We start from the raw sequence: 20,652 nt of genomic DNA on the forward strand, positions 1-20,652 counted from the left end.
GCCCGGGTGGCGATGGCGTGGTCACGTGGGGGGAGGGCAGGCGTGGACGCGGTCCGGGGTGTCGGCCATGGTCCTCAGGCAGGCGCCGAGGGCCTGTTGGCCGAGGGCGTTGGGGTGGATCGTCTCCTGTTCCTGTCCTTGGGGGCGGAAGTAGCCGCCGTAGAAGCGGACCCATTCGCTTCGTGCCGGGGCCAGGGGTTGGTCGAGGGTGTAGCCGGGTTCGGACTGTTGGACGGTGGCGGCGCAGACCTCGTGGCCGGCGAGTGCGTCGCGCAGGTCGAGGAAGTCGACGTCTGCGTCGGGTCCGTCGCTCTCCTGGGCGGCGATGTCGCGCAGGGTCTGGTTGAGGGCGGGGACGAGTTCGTCGTGGGCCCAGGTGGCGTCGTCGTCGTAGAAGGGACATCCGCCGCTTCGGTAGCGGGAGTAGTCGGTTTCGGCGTAGCGGAAGGCTCCCCCGGTGGGGATGACGAGGGGGTAGGACTGCAGGACGAGTCGGTAGTCGTCCCCGGTGTATCCGGCTCTGGCCATGGTGGCGCGGATGGCCTTGAGTGTGCCGCGGACGGCCTCGCGCATGGCGGCGAGGCGTTCGGGGATCTGTGGGCGCGTCTTCTCGTTGCAGTGCCAGCCGGCGGGGCGGGGGGTGATGAACCCCAGCATGCAGTTCTTGACGATCTCCCGGAACTGGATGTCGTTGCCCCCGACGGACAGGGCGACGAGGCGGACGGTGTGGGCTCGGGCTTCGATGTAGAGGTCGTCGATCTGGGCGTTCTGCCGTTTGAAGCCGGGGCGGACGACGGCGTCGGTGGTGGCTCCGGAGCAGGCGAAGTTGTAGCGGTTGGCGGCGGGGATGTCCTGGGCTCCGGTCTTGAGGCGTACGCGGTCGACGTGGGTGATCTCGGATCGCACGGATCGGTTGCAGCCGACCTTCTCCTGTGGGTCGTAGGTGTCTCCGTAGACCCTGGCCGTGTCGTATTCCCCGCAGTGGGTCTCCTTGGTGTTGCAGGTCGAGGGGACGGCGGCGAGGTCGGTGCCGTAGGCGGTGCCGTCGGGGGTGTTGCCGTTGCCGCGCCAGCGGCCCGCCTCGCCGGAGATGTAGCTGTCGCCGAGGGCGACGACGGCGTTGGTGCCCGCGGGCGGATCCACGTGCCGGTGGCGGCCCTGGGCGGTGGGGGTGGCGAGGAGGATCGCGACGGTGGCGAGGGTCGCGGTGGCCGTGGCGCTGCGGCGCATGGGGCATCCGTTCCGGGGTGGGGGAGGCCGAGGTGGCGCGTGCGATCGGGGGGTCAGGTGCGGATGGGGTGCAGGGCGACGGAGCATCCGGTGGAGTGGGAGAACTCCACGTGCAGCTTCCTGGGTCCGCCGTCGAGGGTCAGTGTGACGGTGCCGTCGTCGTCCGGGGTGAGGGAGCAGAAGAAGTCGTCCTTGCAGGCCTGCACCTCTTCGTCGCGGGCGATCAGTTTGACCCACCAGTAGTCGTAGGAGTCGGGGTGGGTGACGCCGCGGGCGTCGTAGGTGATGGCGAGCGCGCCCTCGGCGGTGCTGCCGGGGGCGACGCTGTTCCAGGTCTTCTCGTCCTGTCGGCGGGGGTCGTTGCCCCGGCGGTGGCGCACGGTGACCGACGACAGTTCGATGCCCCAGTCGTTGAGGAGCCGGACGGAGCCGGCGCGGGGCGTGGTCGGGGCGGAGGGGAGCGGGGAGGTTTCCATGAAAGCATCCAACTGGATGGGAGCTTCGTGGTCTCGCCCGGCGGGCGAGGCGCGGCGTCGAACCACCCGTTCGGCCCGCCGGGTTTCGCGGGGTCGGTGCGGTGGCGGGCCCTGTCGTCCCACGGCGGTCGCGGCGCAACGGGCCGCGAGGGTGGGGCCCGTCCCGCGTCCCGGTCGGGTCAGGTCCGCTTCGGAGGGCAGAACGGGACGATCTGGTGCGTCCATCCGATGATCTGCAGGCCCTTCTGACTCAGGGTGCTGCCGTCGAAGTCCGCCCGGTGGTGGCTCGACTTCGAGTCGTGGCCGTAGCTCGCGCCGCCGAGCCGGAACGGCCCCCATCCGTACTCCGCGCCTCCGCGGGTGGAGGACGAGGCGTGACTGGTGTCGGACTTGGCCCACTTGGCGGTGATGCTCAGATCGCGCACGCACAGAAAGGACGTGGAGATCATCGGAAGGGCCGTGTCCTGCTGCCGGCGGCCGCCGTCCGAGATCCGGCCCTCCTTGTAGGCGTCGGTGCTCCAGGAGGGCATGCCCAGGAGCGTGGTGTCCAGCCACGGTCGCGACAGCGTGCACAGGCAGTACCGGAACGAGACCTTGAGGCTGCTCGTCTCGTCGCTGAGATGATCGTGGTTCTCCGTGTGGCTTCCGTCCACGCCCCCGCCCCAGCCCCACAGGCCGTTGCCGACGCCCGCGTCCCCCGAATAGCTCGTCGACTCCTGCGAGGAGTTCGTCTCCTGGGTCCCCTGCTCGATGGTCAACAGGGGCCAGTCCTGGGCCGCGTCCGCGTCCGTCCAGTTCGTCGGGTACACGGCGCTGCGGTATGTCGTGGTGCCGTCGCCGGTGAGGTCGACGCCGTACGCCTGATACAGCTTGTTGGCGTCGGCGAACGCCGACGCCACCTGCTTGTGGCCGGTGGTCTCCAGCACCGCCAGAGCACTCTCGATCTCGTCGGCGTCGGCCCCGCGCCAGTCCTCCCACGCCGCGTCCACCGGAGCGCGCAGGGTCGGACCCAACTCCGGCCACGTGTCCCGGCCCTGCTCGGTCTCCTGGGCCTTGATGTAGCTGAACGTGTAGGCGCTTCGGGCCGTGAGGTACTTCTGACGCAGATTCTGATACTCGCGAAAGCCCACACTCTCCACGTGTTTCGGTGTCTTCTTCCCGGTCTCCGGGTCGACCTCGTTGACGTCGCGGTACAGCAGCTTGTCTGCGGCCTCCCTCGCCTTCTTCTCGTCCGGGTTCTCCGACTGCCCGTCGACGTTCGCCTGGAGCACCTGGCCGTAGACCTGATGGAGGAGGTTCGTCTGCAACTGCGTGGAGGGGCTGGTCACGTGACACTCGTCGGCGAGCCGTGCCAGGGCCACGGCCGCAGGCCGGCTGCCCTTGATATTGCCGGGGGCCCAGGGGTTCGCGTAGTCCTGCGGGTCGATGAACCGGCCGGACGGCTGCAGGGACAGATAGATCTGGGGCGCGGGCGGCGCCTGGTCGGTGATGTCGCCGGCGCCCGTCAGGGCGTTGAAGAGCGAGTTGTACACGGTCAGGGCCATGCGCCTGTTGGTCTCGGTCACGGTGTCCTCCCGGGTGGGTCTCCGGCCGGCCCGCGGGCGCGAGCGCGTGCCGCAACCCGGGCTCCCACCGGCGACGGGCATCGAAACCGACCGGGGCACACGTTCAGCCGTTCGCCCTCGCCGCTCGACGAGGACCAAGGGCAGCCCCGACGGGTGGGCATGGGTCGGCGTCCGGCGATCACCTCGGGAGCGATGATGGCGAGTCGGGATCTGCGTTCGCTGTTCGGCACGAGCGACAGCGGGTTGGCCCCGGCTAGGCTAGGTGTTGGAGCAGGCCGTCAAGGAGCGGATGCCCGAGCGCACCCTGCTGGGGATCGTGGCCCGCACCGCGTACTGGATCGAGCCGCGGTCCGCCAGCAGCATTGGCGCAGACCTGGGCCTCCAGCGTGCGGGAGTGGTAGGCGATGACCGTGTCCAGGTCGTCGTCGGCCGCGGCGCCCAGGACGGCGGTCTGCAACGCGACCAGGCGTGGCCCGGTACCGTTCGACCTCGTCGATGTCACGTCGGCCGAGGCCTCGGCAGGTTGCTGCCGGTGGCTGCCGCGAGTTCCTGGACCTCTGGGTCGGTGATTTCCACAACCACCACCCTCGGCCTCGCGATCAGGCCCATACGGGCTGCCGCGGCGAGTTCGAGGCGGTGGATCACGGGTCCGAAGATCGCCTCGTCGAGGGCCCCGCGTGGGTGATGACCGGAGCCGGGCGCCCGGAGGTCCGTGTCCGGCCAGCCCGTCGACCCGACGGCGCCAGGAGCGGTGCGATCTGCGGTGCCGGCTCCCGCTTCGACCCGAATGCCCTGGCCGCGCCCGCACCCGCCTGCTGTGGATCGGCGACTGTGCCTACTTCCTTCACCGTCGACACCGCCCGGGACCGGCGGGCCGACATCAGCGGCGACCACGCCCCGTCCCGCCGCCGAGTACACGAACGGAAGGCGGCCGGGCCCACCCCGGTCCGACGGAGCGGCCGGGCTCCGCGAGGCCTTCGTGCCGGGCCCGGGAGACGGGGAGGTCGACCTCGACCTGCACTGGCCGGTGGCCGAAGTCCATGGCACCGCACCTGCGCGACCGGGAGATGAGCCTGCGCGATATCGCCGCCCGACACGACGCGCACACGGCGTCGGTAACGCACGACTCCTATCACGACAGGTCAGGGGCTACTTCGCTGTTCCTCGGCGAGTACCACCCGGCCCCCGGGACCGCGGCCGGTCGACGTTGGCGAGCGGACGCCGGCATCGACGCTCATGCCCCCGGGGTCGGCCCGGGGGCGTCGGGGATCGGTGTCGGGTCACCCGGCCTCGAACTTGACGGACGACACCTCGCCCCGGTCCGGGAGTTGCTCCGTCGATCCCGGAGAGACGGTTCCCACGGGATCGGACGAGCAATCGTGGGTGCCGTAGAGGGAGGCGTCGTAGGCGGAGTCGTTCCGGACGGACACGGCCGAGAACGGATTCGCCAACGGTACGCACGCGTCACCGATCGGGACGGGCACCTTGAAGCCCTCGCCCTTGGGGTCGTACAGGGTGAGCGTGCCGGTGTTCAGGGGCTGCTTCATCTCGACTTCTCCCTTGCTTCTGCCGGGACCGCCGGGCGGGGGACGGGGCGGTCGCGGAGCCCGGCGTTCGCGACGATCCGGGTGGCCCCGTGTTGTCGGTCGGTGTTCCGGGCCCTTGTCTCCACGGTGGCCCTCTGCACCCGGTCTCACCTCCCGGGCCGGCCCGGCCGCGCACCGCAGACCACGCCGGGCAGCAGGCGCTCTGCCCGAATTCGGCGTCCGGGTGTCACGGCGCTGACGCGACCCCACCCGATCGTGCCCCGGGGCGACGAGCGCGTGCGCGACTTCCGCGTGCGGCCGTCCGGCGGAGGGTCCGCCCCGAGGTGCGGAGATCACACGCCGGATCGCCGAGGGCCGTTCTGCGGGTGTGTCACCTCGTCCAGTTCTGGTTCTGTTGGCCGTTGCAGGCCCATTGTTGGACTTTCGCGCCGTTCTTGTCGGCGTCGGGCAGGTACACGTCCAGGCATTTCCCGGAGGCGCCGTTGCGCAGTGTTCCCTTGGCCGTGTCGTACGTCCAGTTCTGGTTCTGTTGGCCGTTGCAGGCCCATTGTTGGACCTTCGCGCCGTCCTTGTCGGCGTCGGGCAGGTACACGTCCAGGCATTTCCCGGAGGCGCCGTTGCGCAGTGTTCCCTTGGCCGTGTCGTACGTCCAGTTCTGGTTCTGTTGGCCGTTGCAGGCCCATTGTTGGACCTTCGCGCCGTCCTTGTCGGCGTCGGGCAGATACACGTCGAGACACTTCCCGGACGCGCCGTTGCGGAAGGTGCTCGTGGTCGCCGCGAGCACGTCCCCGGCGCCCGCCAGCGCGAGCGCCGCCGCGACGCCGACCGTCACCGCCCGCACGAGCCCTCTCTTCCCCACGCTCCGCGCCTGTCGGGGGCCACGACGGGGGAAGGGCTCGGATCCCCCGTCGCGATGGCGGCGGGGACGGGGGTGGGGATGGGGGCTGGTCGCATGGTCGCTCCTTCGTCCGTAGGGCGAATGCCCTGTCATAGAGTTACTGAATCTACACATATAGTAATTATGGTTCGCGTGACCCTGCTTCGCGCGCCTTTGCCCGGCACGCTCTCGCAGAGGCGGCCCTCGAACAGGGGCTTCGGGGTCGAGTGGTCGAAGAGTCAGGAAGTACCGGCGAGAACGATCACGGACGGCCGGGAGTCGGCCCCGAGTCCTTGGCCGCCGTCTGTTCGTCGTGCTCGCGCAGCGATCCCGCATGGGCGGCGGGTGAGGCGGGGGTCGGGGGCGGGGCCGGATCGTGCGGCTGGCCGGGGCCGACTCGTCGAAGTGCTCTCCCGGCACCAGCGGGATCACACCCCGACCGGCGATGGACTCGGACCCGTGATCCCCCGACTTCGCGCCATCGGGCGAACACCCATGAGACACGCGAGGTGATCACTGCGCGCGCGAAGCCCGAATTCTCCGTCGCGATCGACGGGTCGCCACCCGACCCGCGTGTCGTCCCACCGGACGCGGCGCCACCGGGCATGCACCGCGATCCCGGGTCCGAAAGGTCGGCCACACGAGTGAGGATCGACGGAGGGCCGGTCGCGTCACCATGATTCCAACGTCAGGGTTGGTCACAATGAGCACTGCCCCGGGCCCGGACGGTGCCCGGGGCTTTCGTGATTCCCCACATGGAGGTCCTATGCGCATCCGCACGGCCCTGGCCGCCCTCTCCCTCGCCGCCCTCGGAATCCTCGGCTCCGCCGGGGCGGCACACGCCGACGGCGACACCCACATCGTCTTCACCAACTCCTGCGGAGGCGGCCCGGACGTGGGCTCCATCTGCTTCTTCGGCCAGCAGTGATACCGGCCGACCGAAGGCCGGCCGGGGTCGTCGGCCTTCGGCCGGGTGGCCCCACCGCGGCCGCCCGACGAGCGCGACCTACCCCAGGTCGGCATCCACTCCCACCGCCCACGCCCCGACGCCGTCCTGACCTGGCGAGAGGGAACCCCTCGATCCCTCCTCGCCCTCGAATACGACACCGGCACCGAACGCCTGGCCCGCCTCGTCGAGAAGATCGACCGCTACGCGACCCTCTCCACCCTCGTCCGGCACGACAGGGGCAGCTACGAATTCGACGACCTGTTCAACCCCCACGACCCCAACGCCCCCCTCAAACCCCGAGAGCCCCGCGATTCCCACGACCCGCCGCGCGACCGAGGCCCGCGCTGCGCTGCGCCGCGCCCCGACCACCGTCCCGACCGTGGACACCGGGCACTTTCCCGACCGAGGCCCTGTGGCAGCCGCTGAACGCGCAACCACCCCGCGTGCGTCTGGCCCAGCTGGTTCGCGGCCGCGACCACGTCGGCCGCACCCGGCCCGCCGCGCCACCGGCGGCAAACGCCTGGTCCCAGGACGACGAGGCCGAACCCCGGTAGAGGCGCGCCCGCACCATCAGGGCGTGTCCGCTCGTTCAGCTTGTGCTTTATGGTCTGACCTGGTCGCGTTCGATGATGCTCTCGGGGCGTTTCACGGTTTTGCCCACGTCGTAGCGGGTGGCGGGCCGCTGGTTCTTCGAGCCGAGCGGCCGGCCCGGGCCCGGCCGGGTCGGTTTCGGCACTCGGGCCGGACAGGGCAGGGTTGGGCGGAGGTTCCTGAACCCCCGGCGGACTCGGGCCGGGGTGAGCCTGTTCGGTGCCGCCGGTCGTTCCCAGGGTCGGCGGACGTCCTCGGTGAGTGGTCGGGCGAGGCGGAGCTGGGTGTGCGCGGTGATGATCAGCCACGTCCAGCGGTCGGCGGCTTCCGGGGTGCGGAGCTTCGGCCGGGTCCAGCCGAGCGTCTGCTTGATCATCCGGAACGCGTGCTCCAAGTCGAAGCGTCGAAGGAACGCCTGCCACCGCAGGTCGACGGCGTCGGCGGTCATGCCGGTGGCGGAGGACCACAGCCACAGCGGCAGCGGGTCTCCGCCGCCGGGCAGCCGGTCGACCTCCAGGCGAATCAACGTGCCTTCGATCAAAGGGAGTTCGCCGTCGTGGTCGATCCACGCGGATCGGGTGGTGAGCCGGGGGTGGATGCGGTCCCAGGCCATCGCCCACGCGGTGCCGTACCGGTCGGTGACCTGTGTGGTGGTCTCGTTCGGTTCACCCCAGGTCTCCGGCTTGGCGAAGCGGAACTCCTTGCCGTGCTTGGGCGGGCGCCCGCCCAGGGGCGGTGAGAACCACGGCCGGGGCACGGGCTTGCGCATGACCCGGTCCGAGCGGAGTCGGCCGAGCACCTCCACCGGCAGGCCGTCCAGCAGGTGGGCCATGCGCGGGGCGTCGTAGCCGGCGTGGAAGACGCCGGCGGACTGCACCGTGCGAATTCGCAAGCACCGCAGCGGCAGTCCATGTCCACGCCGACCGCGACGAACACAGGCCGATTGACCACGGATCCGGAACGGATCCGGACCCACAACGCGTCGATGTGGAGGATCGGCCAGACCGGGTCCAGGGGCCGGTTCTGCCACGCGGCGCGTTCGTCGGGGACGGCGTCGGTCACCCGGGAGATCAGGTCCGGGCTCACCTGGACGCCGTAGACGCCGGCGAGGTGGGAACGGATGTCGCGCACGCTCATCCCGCGCGGGCGTAGAGCGAGAGGATCCGCTCGTCGGACCCCGCCAACCGGCGCGCGTGCCGGGGCACCAGTGCCGGTTCGAAGTCGCCGTTGCGATCGCGCGGGACCGCGATCGTGACCTCGCCCGCGTCGGTGAGTGCGGCCGGGCCGGTTGTCCCGGCAATGTGTGCACAGTCGTACCGGCCGGGGCGGTCCGGCCGCGGGGCGCAGGGTCACGGTCGGCCCGCCGCCGGTCGGGGTGCGCCGGTCGCACAGGTGGCAGACGGCGATGGCGAGGAGCGGTCGGGGCGAAAAGGTGGTCACGCCCGTTCAACGACGCCACCGGTCCCCAGTCGCGACCCGCGCCGCCAGCCGGGCGGGCGGGTGCCGGGCACGGGGGATGGTGGTCATCGGCGCTCCGGCGTCGATCCGGTGCGACGGGCCTGGGCGGTGGTGCCGGACACGATGGTCTCCACCGCGGTGGCGACGTCGCACAGCACCACCAGGGTGATGGCCGGGTCGTCGCCGTCGACCAGGGCGATACCGGCGAGGTGATCCAGGATCCGGGAGGCGTGCGCGGCCACCACCGCGTCCGGGTCCGACGGCGCCGGGTGCCCCGCCGGCCCGGCCGGGACCGGTTGGGGCGAGGGGATCGGTGTCTCGTACGCGTCCAACGCCGGCCCGGGATTGCCCTCCCGGGGGCCGTGACCAGGGGAACGGTCTCGTGCGGTCGGGTGCGTAGGCAATACGTGCCGCTGCGTCGTGCCGTGGGGCGTGTGCCCCGACCACGGTGCGCAGCTTTACCCATTCCCGTCCCGCCCACGGAATCGAGTGGCACCGGCGTATTCCGAATGGTGACGGTCTCTCACAGAATGTGAAGGGACGCCCGCTCGTCGAGCGGGCGGCCACAGACATGGGGAGGAATCCATGGGGCGACCGTTGATCCTCGGGCGCAGGGCCGCCGCGATGCCCGCGGACACCGCGCCGGCTCCACCGGAGTACCGCTACGACCCGGCCGTCGGCGCGAACGTCGTCGCGGACGGCCGTCTGCTGGTGGAGGCGGTGGATCCGGTGGTGGTGGCGAACTACACCAGCACGCAGGACCAGGGCGGGGTGCGCCGCAAGGACGACCCCAAGTAGTGCGCCCGCCCGCCCGGGTGGTCGTCGTCGCGGCCGAGGACGATTTCACCGCCGACCTGGTCGTGAGCCGGCTCGACCGCGACGCGTTCGTGCGCCTGGACCCCGGCCGGCTGCGCGAGGGCGCCACCGCCACCGGCCGGTTCACCGCTGGCACCTGGACCACCTTGATCGACGACGGCCACCGCACCGCGACCGTGGGTCCCGGCTGCGCGGTGTACTGGCGCAAGCCCACCCGCCCCGACACCCACACCGACATCGACGATCGGTGGCGCGCCCACGAGAACACCACCGCGCTGCTCGGGCTGCTCCGCGCCCACCCGCTGCTGTGGGTCAACGACCCGACCGTGGTCGACGCGTCCGAGCACAAACCCACCCAGTTCGCCTCCGCCGCCCGGCGCGGCCTGTCCGTGCCCGACACGTTGTTCACCAGCGACCCCGCCACGGCCCGCGCGTTCGTGGCCGAACACCACGACAGGGTCGTGGTCAAGGCGCTGACCCAGCGACACACCACGTTCGTCCCCACCACCCGCATCCGCCCCTCGGACGACCTGACCGAGATCGCCGGCACCGTGCACTACCTCCAGGCCCTGGTCGAGAACCGCCTGTTCGACGCCCGCGTGACCGTCGTCGGCGACCGGGTGTTCGCCGCGTCGATCACCACCGACGACGCCCTCGACTGGCGTACCGTCCCGCCCGCCGACTGCCGCCACGCCCCGGTCACGCCACCCGCCGACGTCGAACGCGCCTGCGTGGAACACGTACGCGAACTCGACCTGCGCTACGCCGCGCTGGACTTCGTCGTCACCATCGACGGCTGGACCTACCTGGAGACCAACTGCGCCGGCGAGTTCGGCTGGATCGAGGCCCTGACTGACCTGCCCATCGCCGCCGCGATCGCCCGCGTCCTCACCGGCGACGCCCCCGACACCCGGCACACGGCCCACGCACGGGCGAGGATGTGACGATGGACCCGCTGCTGGACGCCGCCGTACGCGCTCTCGGCGTCACCGACGAACCGCGTCCGTTGACCGCGCACCACGACACCGCCTGGCGGGCCGGCCCCTGGAAGATCAAGACCGCGACCGAGCCGGCCACCGCCGCCCCGCTGCTCCACGAGGTCCGCGCGGTCCGGCTGCTGCACGCGGGCGGCCTGCACCCGGCGGGCGGCAGGTACGGGTACGTCGGCGAAGACCTGTGGACCGCCGTGGAGTTCCTTCCGGGCGTCGACCTGTGGCAATGGTGCGCCCCCGGCCGCACCGCCCGACCGGGCCCGGGCTTCGCTCCGCGTCTGCTCGATGTCGCGCACCGGGCGTTCGCCGCGCTGGACCGGCTGAACGCCGCCGGATGGCGCCACGGCGACATCCAACCCTGGAACATCCTGATCACCCCGGCCGACGACGTCGCGTTCATCGACCACGAATACGCCCACCACCGCGACCTGCTGCCGCTCGCGGGCCCGTACCGGGGCGGGATGGACCACGCCACCGTCCCCGACGTCGCCCGCCGACTCCTGGCCACCGCCCCCGACACCCACATCCACCTCACCCCCGCCGACGAACACCACGCCCTCGCCGCGGCCCTGCGCTGGGCCTGGACCGGCGCCACGCCCGAGACCCCGCGCGACGTCGGCCCCGGCATCAGCCTCGAAGACCTCCTCGAGGACATCGCCACCGGCCGCCACCACATCCCCCTGACCCGGGCCCGCCCCTGGCCCGCCCCGGAACTCGAAGCCCTCATCGCCGGCGATCGAGCCCGCCTGATCAACCGCCGATGAGGGAGTATCAGGATTTAGGTGTACGGGGTCTCGTTTGAGTGAGTCTGGGTTTCGACTCGGTTTCGTTCGTTCGGTCGTCGCCGGTTCGGCTCAGGTGCGTCCGGCGGTGACGCGGCCGTCGAAGGCGAGGTCGAAGGCGTTCAGCGCGGCTTTCCACTTGTTGGACCAGCGCACGCGTCCCTTGCCGGTGGGGTCGAGGGCGAGGGTGGCGAGGTAGAGGCGTTTGAGGGCGGCCTGTTCGTTGGGGAAGTGCCCGGAGGCGTTGGCCGCGCGGCGGTAGCGGGCGTTGATCGACTCGATCGCGTTGGTGGTGCAGATGATGGTGCGGATCTCGCGGTCGAACGCGAGGAAGGGCACCATCTCGGCCCAACTGCGTTCCCACAACCGCACGATCGCCGGATACGAGGCCTCCCACGTCGCGGCGAACTCGGCGAGACGTTCGTGCGCCGCGCCCTCGGTCGCCGCCGTGTAGACGGGCTTGAGGTCTCGCGAGATCGCGGACCAGTCCTTCTTCGACGCGTAGCGGAACGAGTTCGCAGGAGGTGGACGATGCAGGTCTGGACCACGGTGGCGGGCCACACCGACGCGACGGCGTCGGGCAGGCCGTTCAGCCCGTCGCAGACCAGGACGCAGCAGTCCTTGACGCCCCGGTTCTTGAGTTCGCCCAGGACCTGGCCCCAGTACTTGGCACCTTCGCCGCCATCGCCGATCCACAACCCGAGAATGTCGCGGTAGCCGTCGACGGTGACGCCCAGAGCCACGTAGACGGGGCGGTTGGCGACCTGGCCGTCGCGGATCTTCACGTGGATCGCGTCCACGAAGACCACCGGGTAGACCGGGTCGAGCGGGCGGGTGCGCCACTCGTTCATCCCGCCCAACACCTGGTCGGTGATGGTGGAGACGGTCTCCTTCGAGGTGGTGATGTCGTAGACCTCGGCCAGGTGCGCGACGATCTCGCCGCCGGTCAGGCCCTTCGCCGTCAACGAGATCACCATCTCGTCCAACGCGCCGGTGCGGCGGGAGTGGACCGGGACCAGGCCCGGGCGGAACGTCCCCGCCCGATCCCGCGGCACGTCCAGGGTGACCGGTCCGACCTCGGTGTTCACCGTCTTGCGACGGGTGCCGTTGCGGGCGTTCCCGCCGCGACGTGCGCTCGCCGCACCGGTCCGGGCCTGCTCGACACGGAGATGCTCGTCCATCTCCGCGTCGAGTGCGTCCTCCATCAGGTGCTTCGCGAGTGCCTGCAACAGGCCACCCTCGCCGAGCAGACGCACCCCGCCGGCCCTGGCCTGCTCGGCCGCCTTCTCCGCGAGTTCGGCCACGGCCGCCGTCAACGTAGTGTCCACGCCCTGCCCGGTAGCCGGCGCGGACGTCCCCAAAACGCCCTCCACCACACTCGACCCGATCGTCGTAATCGCCACATCGGTCATCGGATACTCCCATTGCTCAGGGTGTACACCGAGTCCTTGGGTCTGCCTCACATCCGGTGGTGACGGACAGTGAGTCCGTGATCATGTGCGGATGTTGAGTGCGAACGAGCTTGTGGGCGTGGTGTTTTCTGGGCTTGCGCCGCTGGTGGTCGAGGAGGTTGCGGACGAGGACGGGGTCATCCGAGTTCGGGCACGGACGCCTGGCGGTCCGGTGGATTGCCCGGATTGCGGCGGTCGGACCGGTCGGGTGCACGCCTTCCATGAACGCACGGTGACGGACGTGCCGGTCGACGCCCGCCGGGTGGTCGTTCTGGCGCGGCTCCGCCGCCTGGTCTGCCCCACCCCGGCCTGCCCCCGCATCACGTTTCGTGAGCAGATTCCCGGTGTGCTGGAGCGCTACCAGCGGCGGACGGTGCGCCTGCTGGCCCAAGTCCGGGCCGTGGTGCGGGAACTCGCGGGCCGCGCCAGCGCACGGACACTGGACGCGCTCGGCGCCGGGCTGTCACGGAGCACCGCCCTGCGTGTCCTGACCGGGATCCCGCTGCCGGCCCGCCGGGTGCCGCGGGTCCTGGGCGTCGACGACTTCGCGCTCAAGCGCCGCCACCGCTACGCGACCGTCCTGACCGATGCCGAGACCGGCGAACGCATCGACGTCCTGCCCGGCCGCGGCGTCGACGCGCTCGAAGCGTGGCTGCGACGGCACCCAGGCGTCAAAGTCGTCTGCCGGGACGGCTCGGGCGCCTACGCCGAAGCAATACGCCGCGCGCTGCCCGACGCAGTGCAGGTCAGCGACCGATGGCATTTATGGAGCAACCTGTGCGACAAAACACTCGCCGAGGTCCGCTCGCACAGCGCCTGCTGGGCCACAGTCAACCCGCCCCGGCCCGGCGGGGCCGCCGAGCAGACCACCCGCGAGCGCTGGCACCAGGTCCACGACCTGCTCGGCAAAGGCGTCGGCCTCCTCGAATGCGCCCGACGGCTGAACGTGTCCCTGAACACCGTCAAGCGATACGCACGCACCCGCGAACCCGACGCCCTGCGCCGGGCCCGCGCTACCGGCCGACGCTGGTCGACCCCTACCGCGACCACCTGCGCGCACGCCGGGCCGGCGACCCCGCAGTCCCCGTCCAACAGCTCTTCCGCGAGATCCAGGAGCAGGGCTACACCGGAAGCCTCAACCTCCTCTACCGCTACCTCACCCAGGGCCGTGCCGAGGGCGACCGGCCCGTCACCACCCCACGGCGCTTCGCCCGGCTCCTACTCACCCGCCCCGACAACGTGGGCGACAAAGACGCCGAACTGCTGACCGAACTGACGGCCGCGTGCCCGGAGATCGCCGAACTTGCAGGACACATAATCAAGTTCGCCGGTCTGCTGAAGCCGACCACCGGCAACGACACCGCACTCACCCCATGGATCGCAGCCGTCCGCGCGTCCGACCTACCCCACCTGCACGCCTTCGCCAACGGCCTCGAACTCGACCGCGCAGCAGCCGATGCGGCTCTCACTCTGCCCCACCACAACGGCCGCACCGAAGGCGTCAACACCCGGACCAAACGCATCATGCGGCAAATGCACGGACGAGCCGGATTCGACCTCCTCCGCCACCGCATCCTTCTCCCGTGACACTCACGCAGAGCCACCACCGGATGTGAGGCAGACCCGAGTCCTTGATAGTCCCTCCAGGCCCCACCGGCCGTGTCGCACGCACACCCGCTCCCACCGCGGGGTGTGGAGGTTGCGGTGACGTGAGTTGACGACACCCGGTGACATGTACATGCAGCGTCCTTGAACGTGCGGGTGTCCGGTGGTGGGAACGCCGTGTGGTGGGGGCTTGTACCGGATTCTCGTGGTGGTCTCACCGGAACGCCGATTACGCGTCGTCCGAATGCGTGTCGCGGCTATTGCTGAGTGGAGCACCCGGGTGTCTCGACCCGGGCGCGGCCGGCGAGAGGCGGGCTCGTGGTGAGCGATGTCGACGCGGTGGACGACGGCAGGTGGAGTGCAGCGGGCCAGGGCGACGTCCCCCAGGGGCTGTGGAGCACAGTTACCTGGATTCTGAGTACTATGAAAGCTCGCGAAACATGCCCTCGATCGCAGTACGCTCGGAAACCGATACGGACGCTCCCGGGAATCTGTATTCCGCCTCAGAATCATACTGCCTGCGGGAATATTCGCGTTCTGCATAGTACTGTTCAACGGATTCTCGGGCGAACTCGATTTCCGAGCTCATTTCGTCGATTACACCGACCTTCTCTGCCGCCCTTTCGACTTCGTCGATCCATTGGTGGTCGGCATCACGATCCTGTTCATTGCCAGACAGGTTTTCCAGCTCCTGCCGCAAGCCAGAGCAGACATACTTGTGAAATTGTTCACTAGGGTCGAAATGCCGCTTCAGGACTGGACCGTATGATTTAAAAAATTCTTCGAATGCAATCACGCCATCTGTGGTGTATAGCGATTCGCCCCAGTTCTCAAATGCCCATTCAAGCTCGTCTCGAACGTGGCTCGGATTCTCTGTGCAACGCATCATCAGTGCCGCATTGAAGAGCTTCCAATCGTCGGGATCCATGTAGCCAAAGGTTGGGCCTTTTTTAAGTAGTTCGGTTGTCACCGCAAGGAGGTCATCGAACGATTCTCCCATCAGTCGATGCGCTGGCTCTAGTGAGTCGAGGAGGGATTTGATTGTTCGCCGGCGCACCTTAAAAGATTCGCGCGGATCAGATCTGCCGGGTTCGCTTTCTTTGGCGATCAACTCCATTATTTTCCTGGTGATATAGGGTGAGTGTCGAGTCACGGTATCGGCACAGTGTTGGAAGCGGAGCTTTCCGTCAAGCTCGGATACTGCGTACGCTAGGAGCGTGCTCATTTGAGCCAGAAATACCGCATCCCCGATGATGGTCAAAAGATAGTCCGGCTCCTCGTTAAGGAAGGCCAGGGTGAAGTCGCGTACACTTGGATTCGCGTAGGCGACCATCGTGTCCCCATTACGTTTCTCCAGCCGGACAAAGGTGCCTTCCAGTACGCGAAGTGCACTCGTGTACTCCGTTGGCTTCGCCTCTTTCTGAACCAAAGCCTTGAGGTCGCTGGAGCTGGCGCCATGGATAGAGAATGAAGCAAGGGTAAGGATTATCCGCTGGGCAATGTCAGACAATCCATTGGTGAAGAGAATTCTCCAAAGATCCAGCGGATGGTCAAGGGTGTGGTTAAGAGCGCGCGCCAACTCGCCCGCCGAATAATGAGATCGCTTGATGACCAGTTCGAGAATCCGTGGGGAGAAGTTCTCATGGTTTACGACTGTCCAGTAGGACGAGTTTTCTACGTACTCTCTGACAACTTCTCGCGAGAGGGTGGAAAAAAAGAGATGATTGTACAGAATGCGTGCCCGCTGGAGCACCCCGTAGTCGGCGATATTTATCACGCACTCGACAACTCGAAAGTCGGCACGGGCGATAGGCTCGCTGATTAGTCGAGTTTGTTGAAGGATTTGCGATCTTGTTGTCATGACAAGCCGCTTGTCTGGACTCCTCGCCACGCGGTCCATTAAACGGATTACCCAACTGTCCTTCGCACGCCTTTCACTGATGTCCGTCTGTCCGAGGAAATCGTCATACAAGAAGACCTGTTGGCGACCCGATTTGTATGCACTCCATGCGTCGTCAACGTCGGTCCCCACTGGCACGACCTGCCATCCCTCGTGCCAATACTTCAGGGCGAGCATTTCGGCGAGCATGCTCTTGCCGACTCCGGGCGAACCTGTTAGAACGACGATATGCTTCTCGTCGAGCAGTTCTTGTGCTGCTTTGAAGTTGCTAGTGGGAACGTACAGCTTGACTCGGTCCCTGATGTCCTCAAGCAGTGCCTCACTGCGCTCCCAAAGACCGCTTTGAACAATGCGTTCCAGAATTGTTGTCGAGGCAAGCCAAAGCTTGAAATGTTGCTGTTCCACACTCGGGTGTCGCGTGATTAGGTCATTGATGTCGACTCGGGAAAGCAGGTCGGCGGTGTCAGAGAGCCATGGATTGAGATCACCTGCAAGGGTGTCCTTCTGGGTTCTGCTTAGGTTTTTGGATGTTACGAAGAGATAGCGGTCGGGCTTTTCTTTGTCCATCTTTGAGGCTTCCCGGCGTGCTGACAAGCGGAGATCCGAGAACGTCGAGCCGAGGTAATGCTTGCACTGGACGACGACCTTCCCCCCTGGCGCTTTCGCCCGTAGGTCAACGCCTCCGTCGCGGCCGTGTCCGAACGCTTCCAAGCGCCAGCGGTACTCGGCTGCGAGGAGATCACGAATCAGTATCTCGAAGTCGTTGGGTGAGAGGGTGTGGAAGTCGTAGTCGGCCAACCCTGTGCTCCATGAGAGTAATTGGGCCATCAGCTCGTATGCTGAGACGAGGCCTCAACTTTACCGGCTACCGGTCGCTCGGCTCGGTGTCCTGGAAGAGGTCGGCCGCCATGCCCCCGGGGGCATGGGTGAGCGCCGGGATGCGGTCGACGGAAACCCCAGGAACTGCCGCTTCGAGCGCCGCGCTGCCGTTCGCCACTGCGGCTTTGTCGACTATGGGGCCTGTCGCCGGGGGCCTGGCTACGCTGACCGCCGTTCCTCACGCGGTGCTGAATCCGGGTACCGCCCCTGGATCACGTCGTCTCTGTCTAACGGCGCCGACACACCGCAGCTTGGGTCTGGCAGCACTTCACCGGCGGAGATGTCCAGGAAGCACGCGCCTACGACCCCCGGCTGTGGGCATTGTTCAGGCGATTAGGGCGTCGGTGCGGTAGCGGCGGATCAGGTGGCCGTCTGTGCCCAGGTGGAACGGCCGCAGTTCGGGCGGGTCGGTGTCCACGACGTCGGGCCTGTCGTGGACGGGGCAGTGCTGGGCGAGCCATCGGGGCGCCACCTCGCGATCCGCGCCGAACGGCACATACGCGTCGACGTATCCCGCCAACTGCACCTCCAGCACGGGCATGATGTGCCATGCCCGCTGCCCGATGCCGTCCGCCCCCTGCTGACGGCTCCACCACTGTGTCGGGCGGCTGTCGTGCGAGGCCGCGCATGGCCTGCGCGCGGTGCGACTTCTACACGCCCAAGGACTCGACCAGAGCCCAGCTTCTGGAGGCGAAGAGCAACCTGCGGAGGATGGCGGTCGCGATCCCGCTGACCGAGGACGAGCAGGTGGCCGTCGAGGACGGTCAGGACGCGCTCGGCCGACTGTTGGAACGGCCTACCGCTGTTCCCACGCCGTCCGGCCGGTCGCCCCGCCGGATCAATGTTCCTGCCACCGCGAATCTGCTACCGCTGGTGGGACCGGACCGACCCTGACCTCGGGCGGGCGTGCGGGGTCGGACCAGCACGCGCGGGTGAACGAGGCGGCGTCCTCGTGGCGGTGTTCACCCGCCAGTTGCGCGATCGCCAGGATCAGGCCGGCCCGCAGGCGGGGAACCTCCTCGACGCGGAACCTCCCGTGCAAGGCGGCGGAGATCTCCCGGGCGCGGCCGGACGACGCCGCCAGGACGTACGCCGCCGCCTCCCGCACCCGCGGATCGGGGTCGTCCAGGAGGGCGATCGGGATGTGCGTGTCCGCGGCGATCGCGTCACGCGCCGCCCGCACCGACCAGTTCTGCGAATAGCCCTTCGTGTCGACGCGCACCTCGTCGTCGGCGTCGGCCACCCGCAACAGACCGGTGCGCGACCCGTCGCCCCAGTCGTCGCGGCGAGCCAACGCCGCGACCAGGCCGAGCGCGTTCACCCGCTCGTGCCCGGCCGGGTCCGCCGCGATCCGCAGCAGGAACGGCACCGTCAACGGCGCCACCGAACCCTTCGTACCCTGATGAAAGACGGAGCCCGCCAACAAGGAGAGCCCGTGACGCGCCACGCCCGGGTCGGCGGAACGCAGCCGCTCCAAGTAGCCGGGAACGTCCTCGCTCGAGCCGTACGCGTGGGAGAACCGCCCCCACGGCACCCGGTCGTAGGCGAAGCCGTCTTTGACGTCCCTCGGCATCCCCGCGATCACCACACGCACATCCAGCTCGGTCCCCTCGTACACCTCGACTCCGTGCACACGCACCCGCTCGAAATCGAACACGAGATCCTCGGACGTCACGCTCGCCTCCCACGGCTGTCGCCGGCCGAAAGACCCCTACCTACCACCGGACACCGACACCACCCGAACGAACAGCCGAACACGGGATTGTCGTCCGGCGCCCGTAGCCTCCCCGAGGGCGTGCGCGGATCGGCAGCGCTGCCGGGAATCGGCGTACGGGCAGCGGAGGTTCGGCGTGGGAGCGGGCGCGTGGGGCGTGGTGGAGGAGTCGCAGCGCGCGCTATGGTCGTTCGCGCGTTCGAGCAGGTGGGCCCATTGAGGTTCGGCATGACCCACGATCAGGCGATGGCCGCCGTCGACGGCGTACTGGAGGCGATCGGAACGAGCGGGGACGGCCGGGGACGGGTGACACAGGCGGATCCGTGGCCCGTGCGCGGCCCCGCAGGCTCGAGGATCTCCGGTGTGGCGGTGGACCTGTACCACGACGAGTCGATCGGCCTGGCCGCGATCGCGATCGACGCCCGGCGGGGCCCGCAGGTGCACCTCGACGACATCCCCCTGGTCGGCCGGATGCCGTCCCGCCTGGAGGACGCCTTCTGCGACCACCTCGCCGCACGCGGCCACCGGGTGCGGTACTCCCAGGACGTCGACCCGTGCGCACCCGAACTCGGCGTCGTGGTCCGTGTCCAACGCGCCGGCGACCACGTCCTCACCCGCCCCGTCCTCCTCGCCCGGGAATGGGCCCCCAACTGCTGGGACACCTGGGAAGGCCTCGTCCCCCACGACGAATGGCGCACCTTCGCCTGCTGAACGACAGCGATGGCCATCGGAAATGGCCGCGTCCGGCCGGCGATGTGGTCGGCCGGCGTGACCGGCGCGGCCCCTCTCGGATACCGCTGGTGTGGGTGCGGTGTTTTTCTAGCGTTGGGTCGTGGGGTGGACGGGGGTCGGTGGGGTGAGGTCGACGGGGGTGTCGAGTTCGGTGAGGTCCCAGGTGATGGTGGTGTTGTTCGTGTTGACCACGAGGCGGCGCAGGTGGGTGTGGTCGCCGGGGGTGAGGTAGGTGCGGGTGCCGTCGGGTTCGGCCCATCCGACGCATGTGGTGCCGTCGATGGTCAGCGGTTCGATCGGGGTGAAGCGGCCGGGCTCGGCCGTCGCGTCGTGCAGTTGCCCGAGCAGTGAGGACGTGTTGCGGTACAGCAGGTTGCTCGCGAGTTCGGAATCCTCTCGGACGGTGTCCTGTTCCCACGCTCCGGTGTCCGCGCGCCGGTAGACGTGGTCGCCGATGTACACCGTCTCCTCGGTCACGGTGTCCCCGTCCGCCTTCCTGATGCGGGCGCCCTGGCCGCGGACGATGCGGTTGTCCTCGACGTGGGGGAGTGCGCCCGGTTGCCGGATGGTGACGACGAGGCGGAACGAGTGTGCGGCCCGCACGGTTTCGAGCGCCTCGCGGATGCGTACGGCCGCGCTTTCGCGCGCCCCGGTCGTCGAGTCCGTTGCGGTTCCGGCCGTCGGTTTCGCGGTCGCGCCGGCGGAGGTATCGGCGGACGGCGTGCCGGCGGCGGTGGGGTGCTGCCCGGAGGTCGCGGGCTTGGCGCCGTCGGACGACACGACACTCGAACCGGTCGACGAACATCCGGCCAGACAGGCCGCCACGATCAACGCGACAGGCACGGCAACTCCGCGCATGAGTACTCCCCGGGACGGTGCGAACGCCGAGCGACTCGGCGGCAGGACTGCTCCCGATGGTCCGCGTCCGCGCGCTCCGTGGGCGCGGCGGCGTCGTCGACGACGGGAGACGGGCGGAGACTACAGCCCGGCCGACGGGGCTGCGGCGGTGGGGTGATCGGCCGGATGCGGCGCACGGCGGGCACGGGGGACACGGGCGCGATCGGTCGGTTGACGCCGGTGGGGTGGAC

18 protein-coding genes and 4 pseudogenes are annotated in these 20,652 nt (G+C 69.0%); 7 read left to right on the forward strand and 15 right to left on the reverse strand.

Annotated elements, in window-relative coordinates:
* Nucleotides 1–21: 21 nt before the first annotated feature.
* The 6 genes from ACH4U8_RS44070 to ACH4U8_RS44095 all read right to left on the reverse strand — a co-directional run bounded on the left by ACH4U8_RS44070 (nucleotide 22) and on the right by ACH4U8_RS44095 (nucleotide 5,677).
* Nucleotides 22–1,230, reverse strand: a complete 1,209-nt coding sequence (locus ACH4U8_RS44070; RefSeq protein ID WP_395784177.1) for an SGNH/GDSL hydrolase family protein — start codon at nucleotides 1,228–1,230, stop codon at nucleotides 22–24.
* A 53-nt stretch (nucleotides 1,231–1,283) separates the two neighbouring features.
* Nucleotides 1,284–1,706, reverse strand: a complete 423-nt coding sequence (locus tag ACH4U8_RS44075; RefSeq protein ID WP_395784179.1) for a hypothetical protein — start codon at nucleotides 1,704–1,706, stop codon at nucleotides 1,284–1,286.
* Between the two features lie 179 nt (nucleotides 1,707–1,885).
* Nucleotides 1,886–3,271 (reverse strand): hypothetical protein, encoded by a 1,386-nt coding sequence (locus ACH4U8_RS44080; protein ID WP_395784181.1) that lies wholly within the window; start codon nucleotides 3,269–3,271, stop codon nucleotides 1,886–1,888.
* A gap of 253 nt (nucleotides 3,272–3,524) precedes the next feature.
* Nucleotides 3,525–3,773: a hypothetical protein gene (locus ACH4U8_RS44085; RefSeq protein ID WP_395784183.1), complete on the reverse strand. Its 249-nt coding sequence runs from the start codon at nucleotides 3,771–3,773 to the stop codon at nucleotides 3,525–3,527.
* Nucleotides 3,774–4,551: 778 nt separating this feature from the next.
* On the reverse strand, nucleotides 4,552–4,818 hold the full coding sequence (locus ACH4U8_RS44090) for a hypothetical protein (protein WP_395784185.1): 267 nt from the start codon (nucleotides 4,816–4,818) through the stop codon (nucleotides 4,552–4,554).
* Nucleotides 4,819–5,188: 370 nt separating this feature from the next.
* Nucleotides 5,189–5,677, reverse strand: coding sequence for an RICIN domain-containing protein (locus ACH4U8_RS44095; RefSeq protein WP_395784187.1), 489 nt, complete (start codon nucleotides 5,675–5,677; stop codon nucleotides 5,189–5,191).
* Between the two features lie 784 nt (nucleotides 5,678–6,461).
* Between ACH4U8_RS44095 and ACH4U8_RS44100 the strand changes: the two genes are divergently transcribed.
* On the forward strand, nucleotides 6,462–6,623 hold the full coding sequence (locus ACH4U8_RS44100) for a hypothetical protein (RefSeq protein WP_395784189.1): 162 nt from the start codon (nucleotides 6,462–6,464) through the stop codon (nucleotides 6,621–6,623).
* A gap of 45 nt (nucleotides 6,624–6,668) precedes the next feature.
* Nucleotides 6,669–7,070: a replication-relaxation family protein gene (locus ACH4U8_RS44105; RefSeq protein WP_395784191.1), complete on the forward strand. Its 402-nt coding sequence runs from the start codon at nucleotides 6,669–6,671 to the stop codon at nucleotides 7,068–7,070.
* A gap of 175 nt (nucleotides 7,071–7,245) precedes the next feature.
* Here the strand turns inward: ACH4U8_RS44105 and ACH4U8_RS44110 are convergent.
* From ACH4U8_RS44110 to ACH4U8_RS44125, 4 genes and pseudogenes are all read right to left on the reverse strand, one after another.
* Nucleotides 7,246–8,097 (reverse strand): annotated as a pseudogene (locus ACH4U8_RS44110) (transposase); the annotation flags it as partial.
* A 101-nt stretch (nucleotides 8,098–8,198) separates the two neighbouring features.
* Nucleotides 8,199–8,372: pseudogene (locus ACH4U8_RS44115) on the reverse strand (transposase); the annotation flags it as partial.
* A complete protein-coding gene (locus tag ACH4U8_RS44120; RefSeq protein WP_395784231.1) occupies nucleotides 8,369–8,536 on the reverse strand; it encodes a transposase in 168 nt (55 codons plus the stop codon). The gene ACH4U8_RS44120 and the pseudogene ACH4U8_RS44115, both read right to left, overlap by 4 nt.
* Before the next feature lie 222 nt (nucleotides 8,537–8,758).
* Nucleotides 8,759–9,025, reverse strand: a complete 267-nt coding sequence (locus ACH4U8_RS44125) for a hypothetical protein (protein ID WP_395784193.1) — start codon at nucleotides 9,023–9,025, stop codon at nucleotides 8,759–8,761.
* 253 nt (nucleotides 9,026–9,278) lie between these two features.
* On the opposite strand from ACH4U8_RS44125, the gene ACH4U8_RS44130 reads away from it, so the two are divergent.
* Genes ACH4U8_RS44130 through ACH4U8_RS44140 form a run of 3 tightly spaced genes read left to right on the forward strand, consistent with a single transcriptional unit; the run spans nucleotide 9,279 to nucleotide 11,265 of the window.
* The gene (locus tag ACH4U8_RS44130) at nucleotides 9,279–9,491 is read left to right on the forward strand and encodes a hypothetical protein (RefSeq protein ID WP_395784195.1); all 213 of its coding nucleotides are present in this window, start codon (nucleotides 9,279–9,281) and stop codon (nucleotides 9,489–9,491) included.
* Entirely contained in the window at nucleotides 9,491–10,453 is a 963-nt protein-coding gene (locus tag ACH4U8_RS44135) for a hypothetical protein (protein WP_395784197.1), read from the forward strand. Before ACH4U8_RS44130 ends, ACH4U8_RS44135 begins: the two co-directional genes overlap by 1 nt.
* A gap of 2 nt (nucleotides 10,454–10,455) precedes the next feature.
* Complete coding sequence (locus ACH4U8_RS44140; RefSeq protein ID WP_395784199.1) at nucleotides 10,456–11,265, forward strand: hypothetical protein; 810 nt, start codon at nucleotides 10,456–10,458, stop codon at nucleotides 11,263–11,265.
* A gap of 90 nt (nucleotides 11,266–11,355) precedes the next feature.
* Here the strand turns inward: ACH4U8_RS44140 and ACH4U8_RS44145 are convergent.
* Nucleotides 11,356–12,488, reverse strand: a pseudogene (locus ACH4U8_RS44145) (IS256 family transposase).
* 328 nt (nucleotides 12,489–12,816) lie between these two features.
* On the opposite strand from ACH4U8_RS44145, the pseudogene ACH4U8_RS44150 reads away from it, so the two are divergent.
* A pseudogene (locus ACH4U8_RS44150) lies at nucleotides 12,817–14,321 on the forward strand (ISL3 family transposase).
* Between the two features lie 439 nt (nucleotides 14,322–14,760).
* Here ACH4U8_RS44150 and ACH4U8_RS44155 read toward each other — a convergent pair.
* The 3 genes from ACH4U8_RS44155 to ACH4U8_RS44165 form a co-directional block, all read right to left on the reverse strand.
* Nucleotides 14,761–17,037 (reverse strand): restriction endonuclease, encoded by a 2,277-nt coding sequence (locus ACH4U8_RS44155; protein ID WP_395784201.1) that lies wholly within the window; start codon nucleotides 17,035–17,037, stop codon nucleotides 14,761–14,763.
* A gap of 406 nt (nucleotides 17,038–17,443) precedes the next feature.
* A complete protein-coding gene (locus ACH4U8_RS44160) occupies nucleotides 17,444–17,659 on the reverse strand; it encodes a hypothetical protein (protein ID WP_395784203.1) in 216 nt (71 codons plus the stop codon).
* 297 nt (nucleotides 17,660–17,956) lie between these two features.
* The gene (locus ACH4U8_RS44165; protein WP_395784205.1) at nucleotides 17,957–18,793 is read right to left on the reverse strand and encodes a hypothetical protein; all 837 of its coding nucleotides are present in this window, start codon (nucleotides 18,791–18,793) and stop codon (nucleotides 17,957–17,959) included.
* Nucleotides 18,794–19,060: 267 nt separating this feature from the next.
* Here ACH4U8_RS44165 and ACH4U8_RS44170 point away from each other — a divergent pair, with 267 nt between their 5' ends.
* Nucleotides 19,061–19,543: a hypothetical protein gene (locus tag ACH4U8_RS44170; protein WP_395784207.1), complete on the forward strand. Its 483-nt coding sequence runs from the start codon at nucleotides 19,061–19,063 to the stop codon at nucleotides 19,541–19,543.
* Nucleotides 19,544–19,651: 108 nt separating this feature from the next.
* Here the strand turns inward: ACH4U8_RS44170 and ACH4U8_RS44175 are convergent, their stop codons facing one another.
* Nucleotides 19,652–20,407: a hypothetical protein gene (locus ACH4U8_RS44175; protein WP_395784209.1), complete on the reverse strand. Its 756-nt coding sequence runs from the start codon at nucleotides 20,405–20,407 to the stop codon at nucleotides 19,652–19,654.
* Between the last annotated feature and the right edge of the window lie 245 nt (nucleotides 20,408–20,652).

It is taken from the genome of Embleya sp. NPDC020886 (assembly GCF_044333915.1).
GTDB lineage: Bacteria > Actinomycetota > Actinomycetes > Streptomycetales > Streptomycetaceae > Embleya.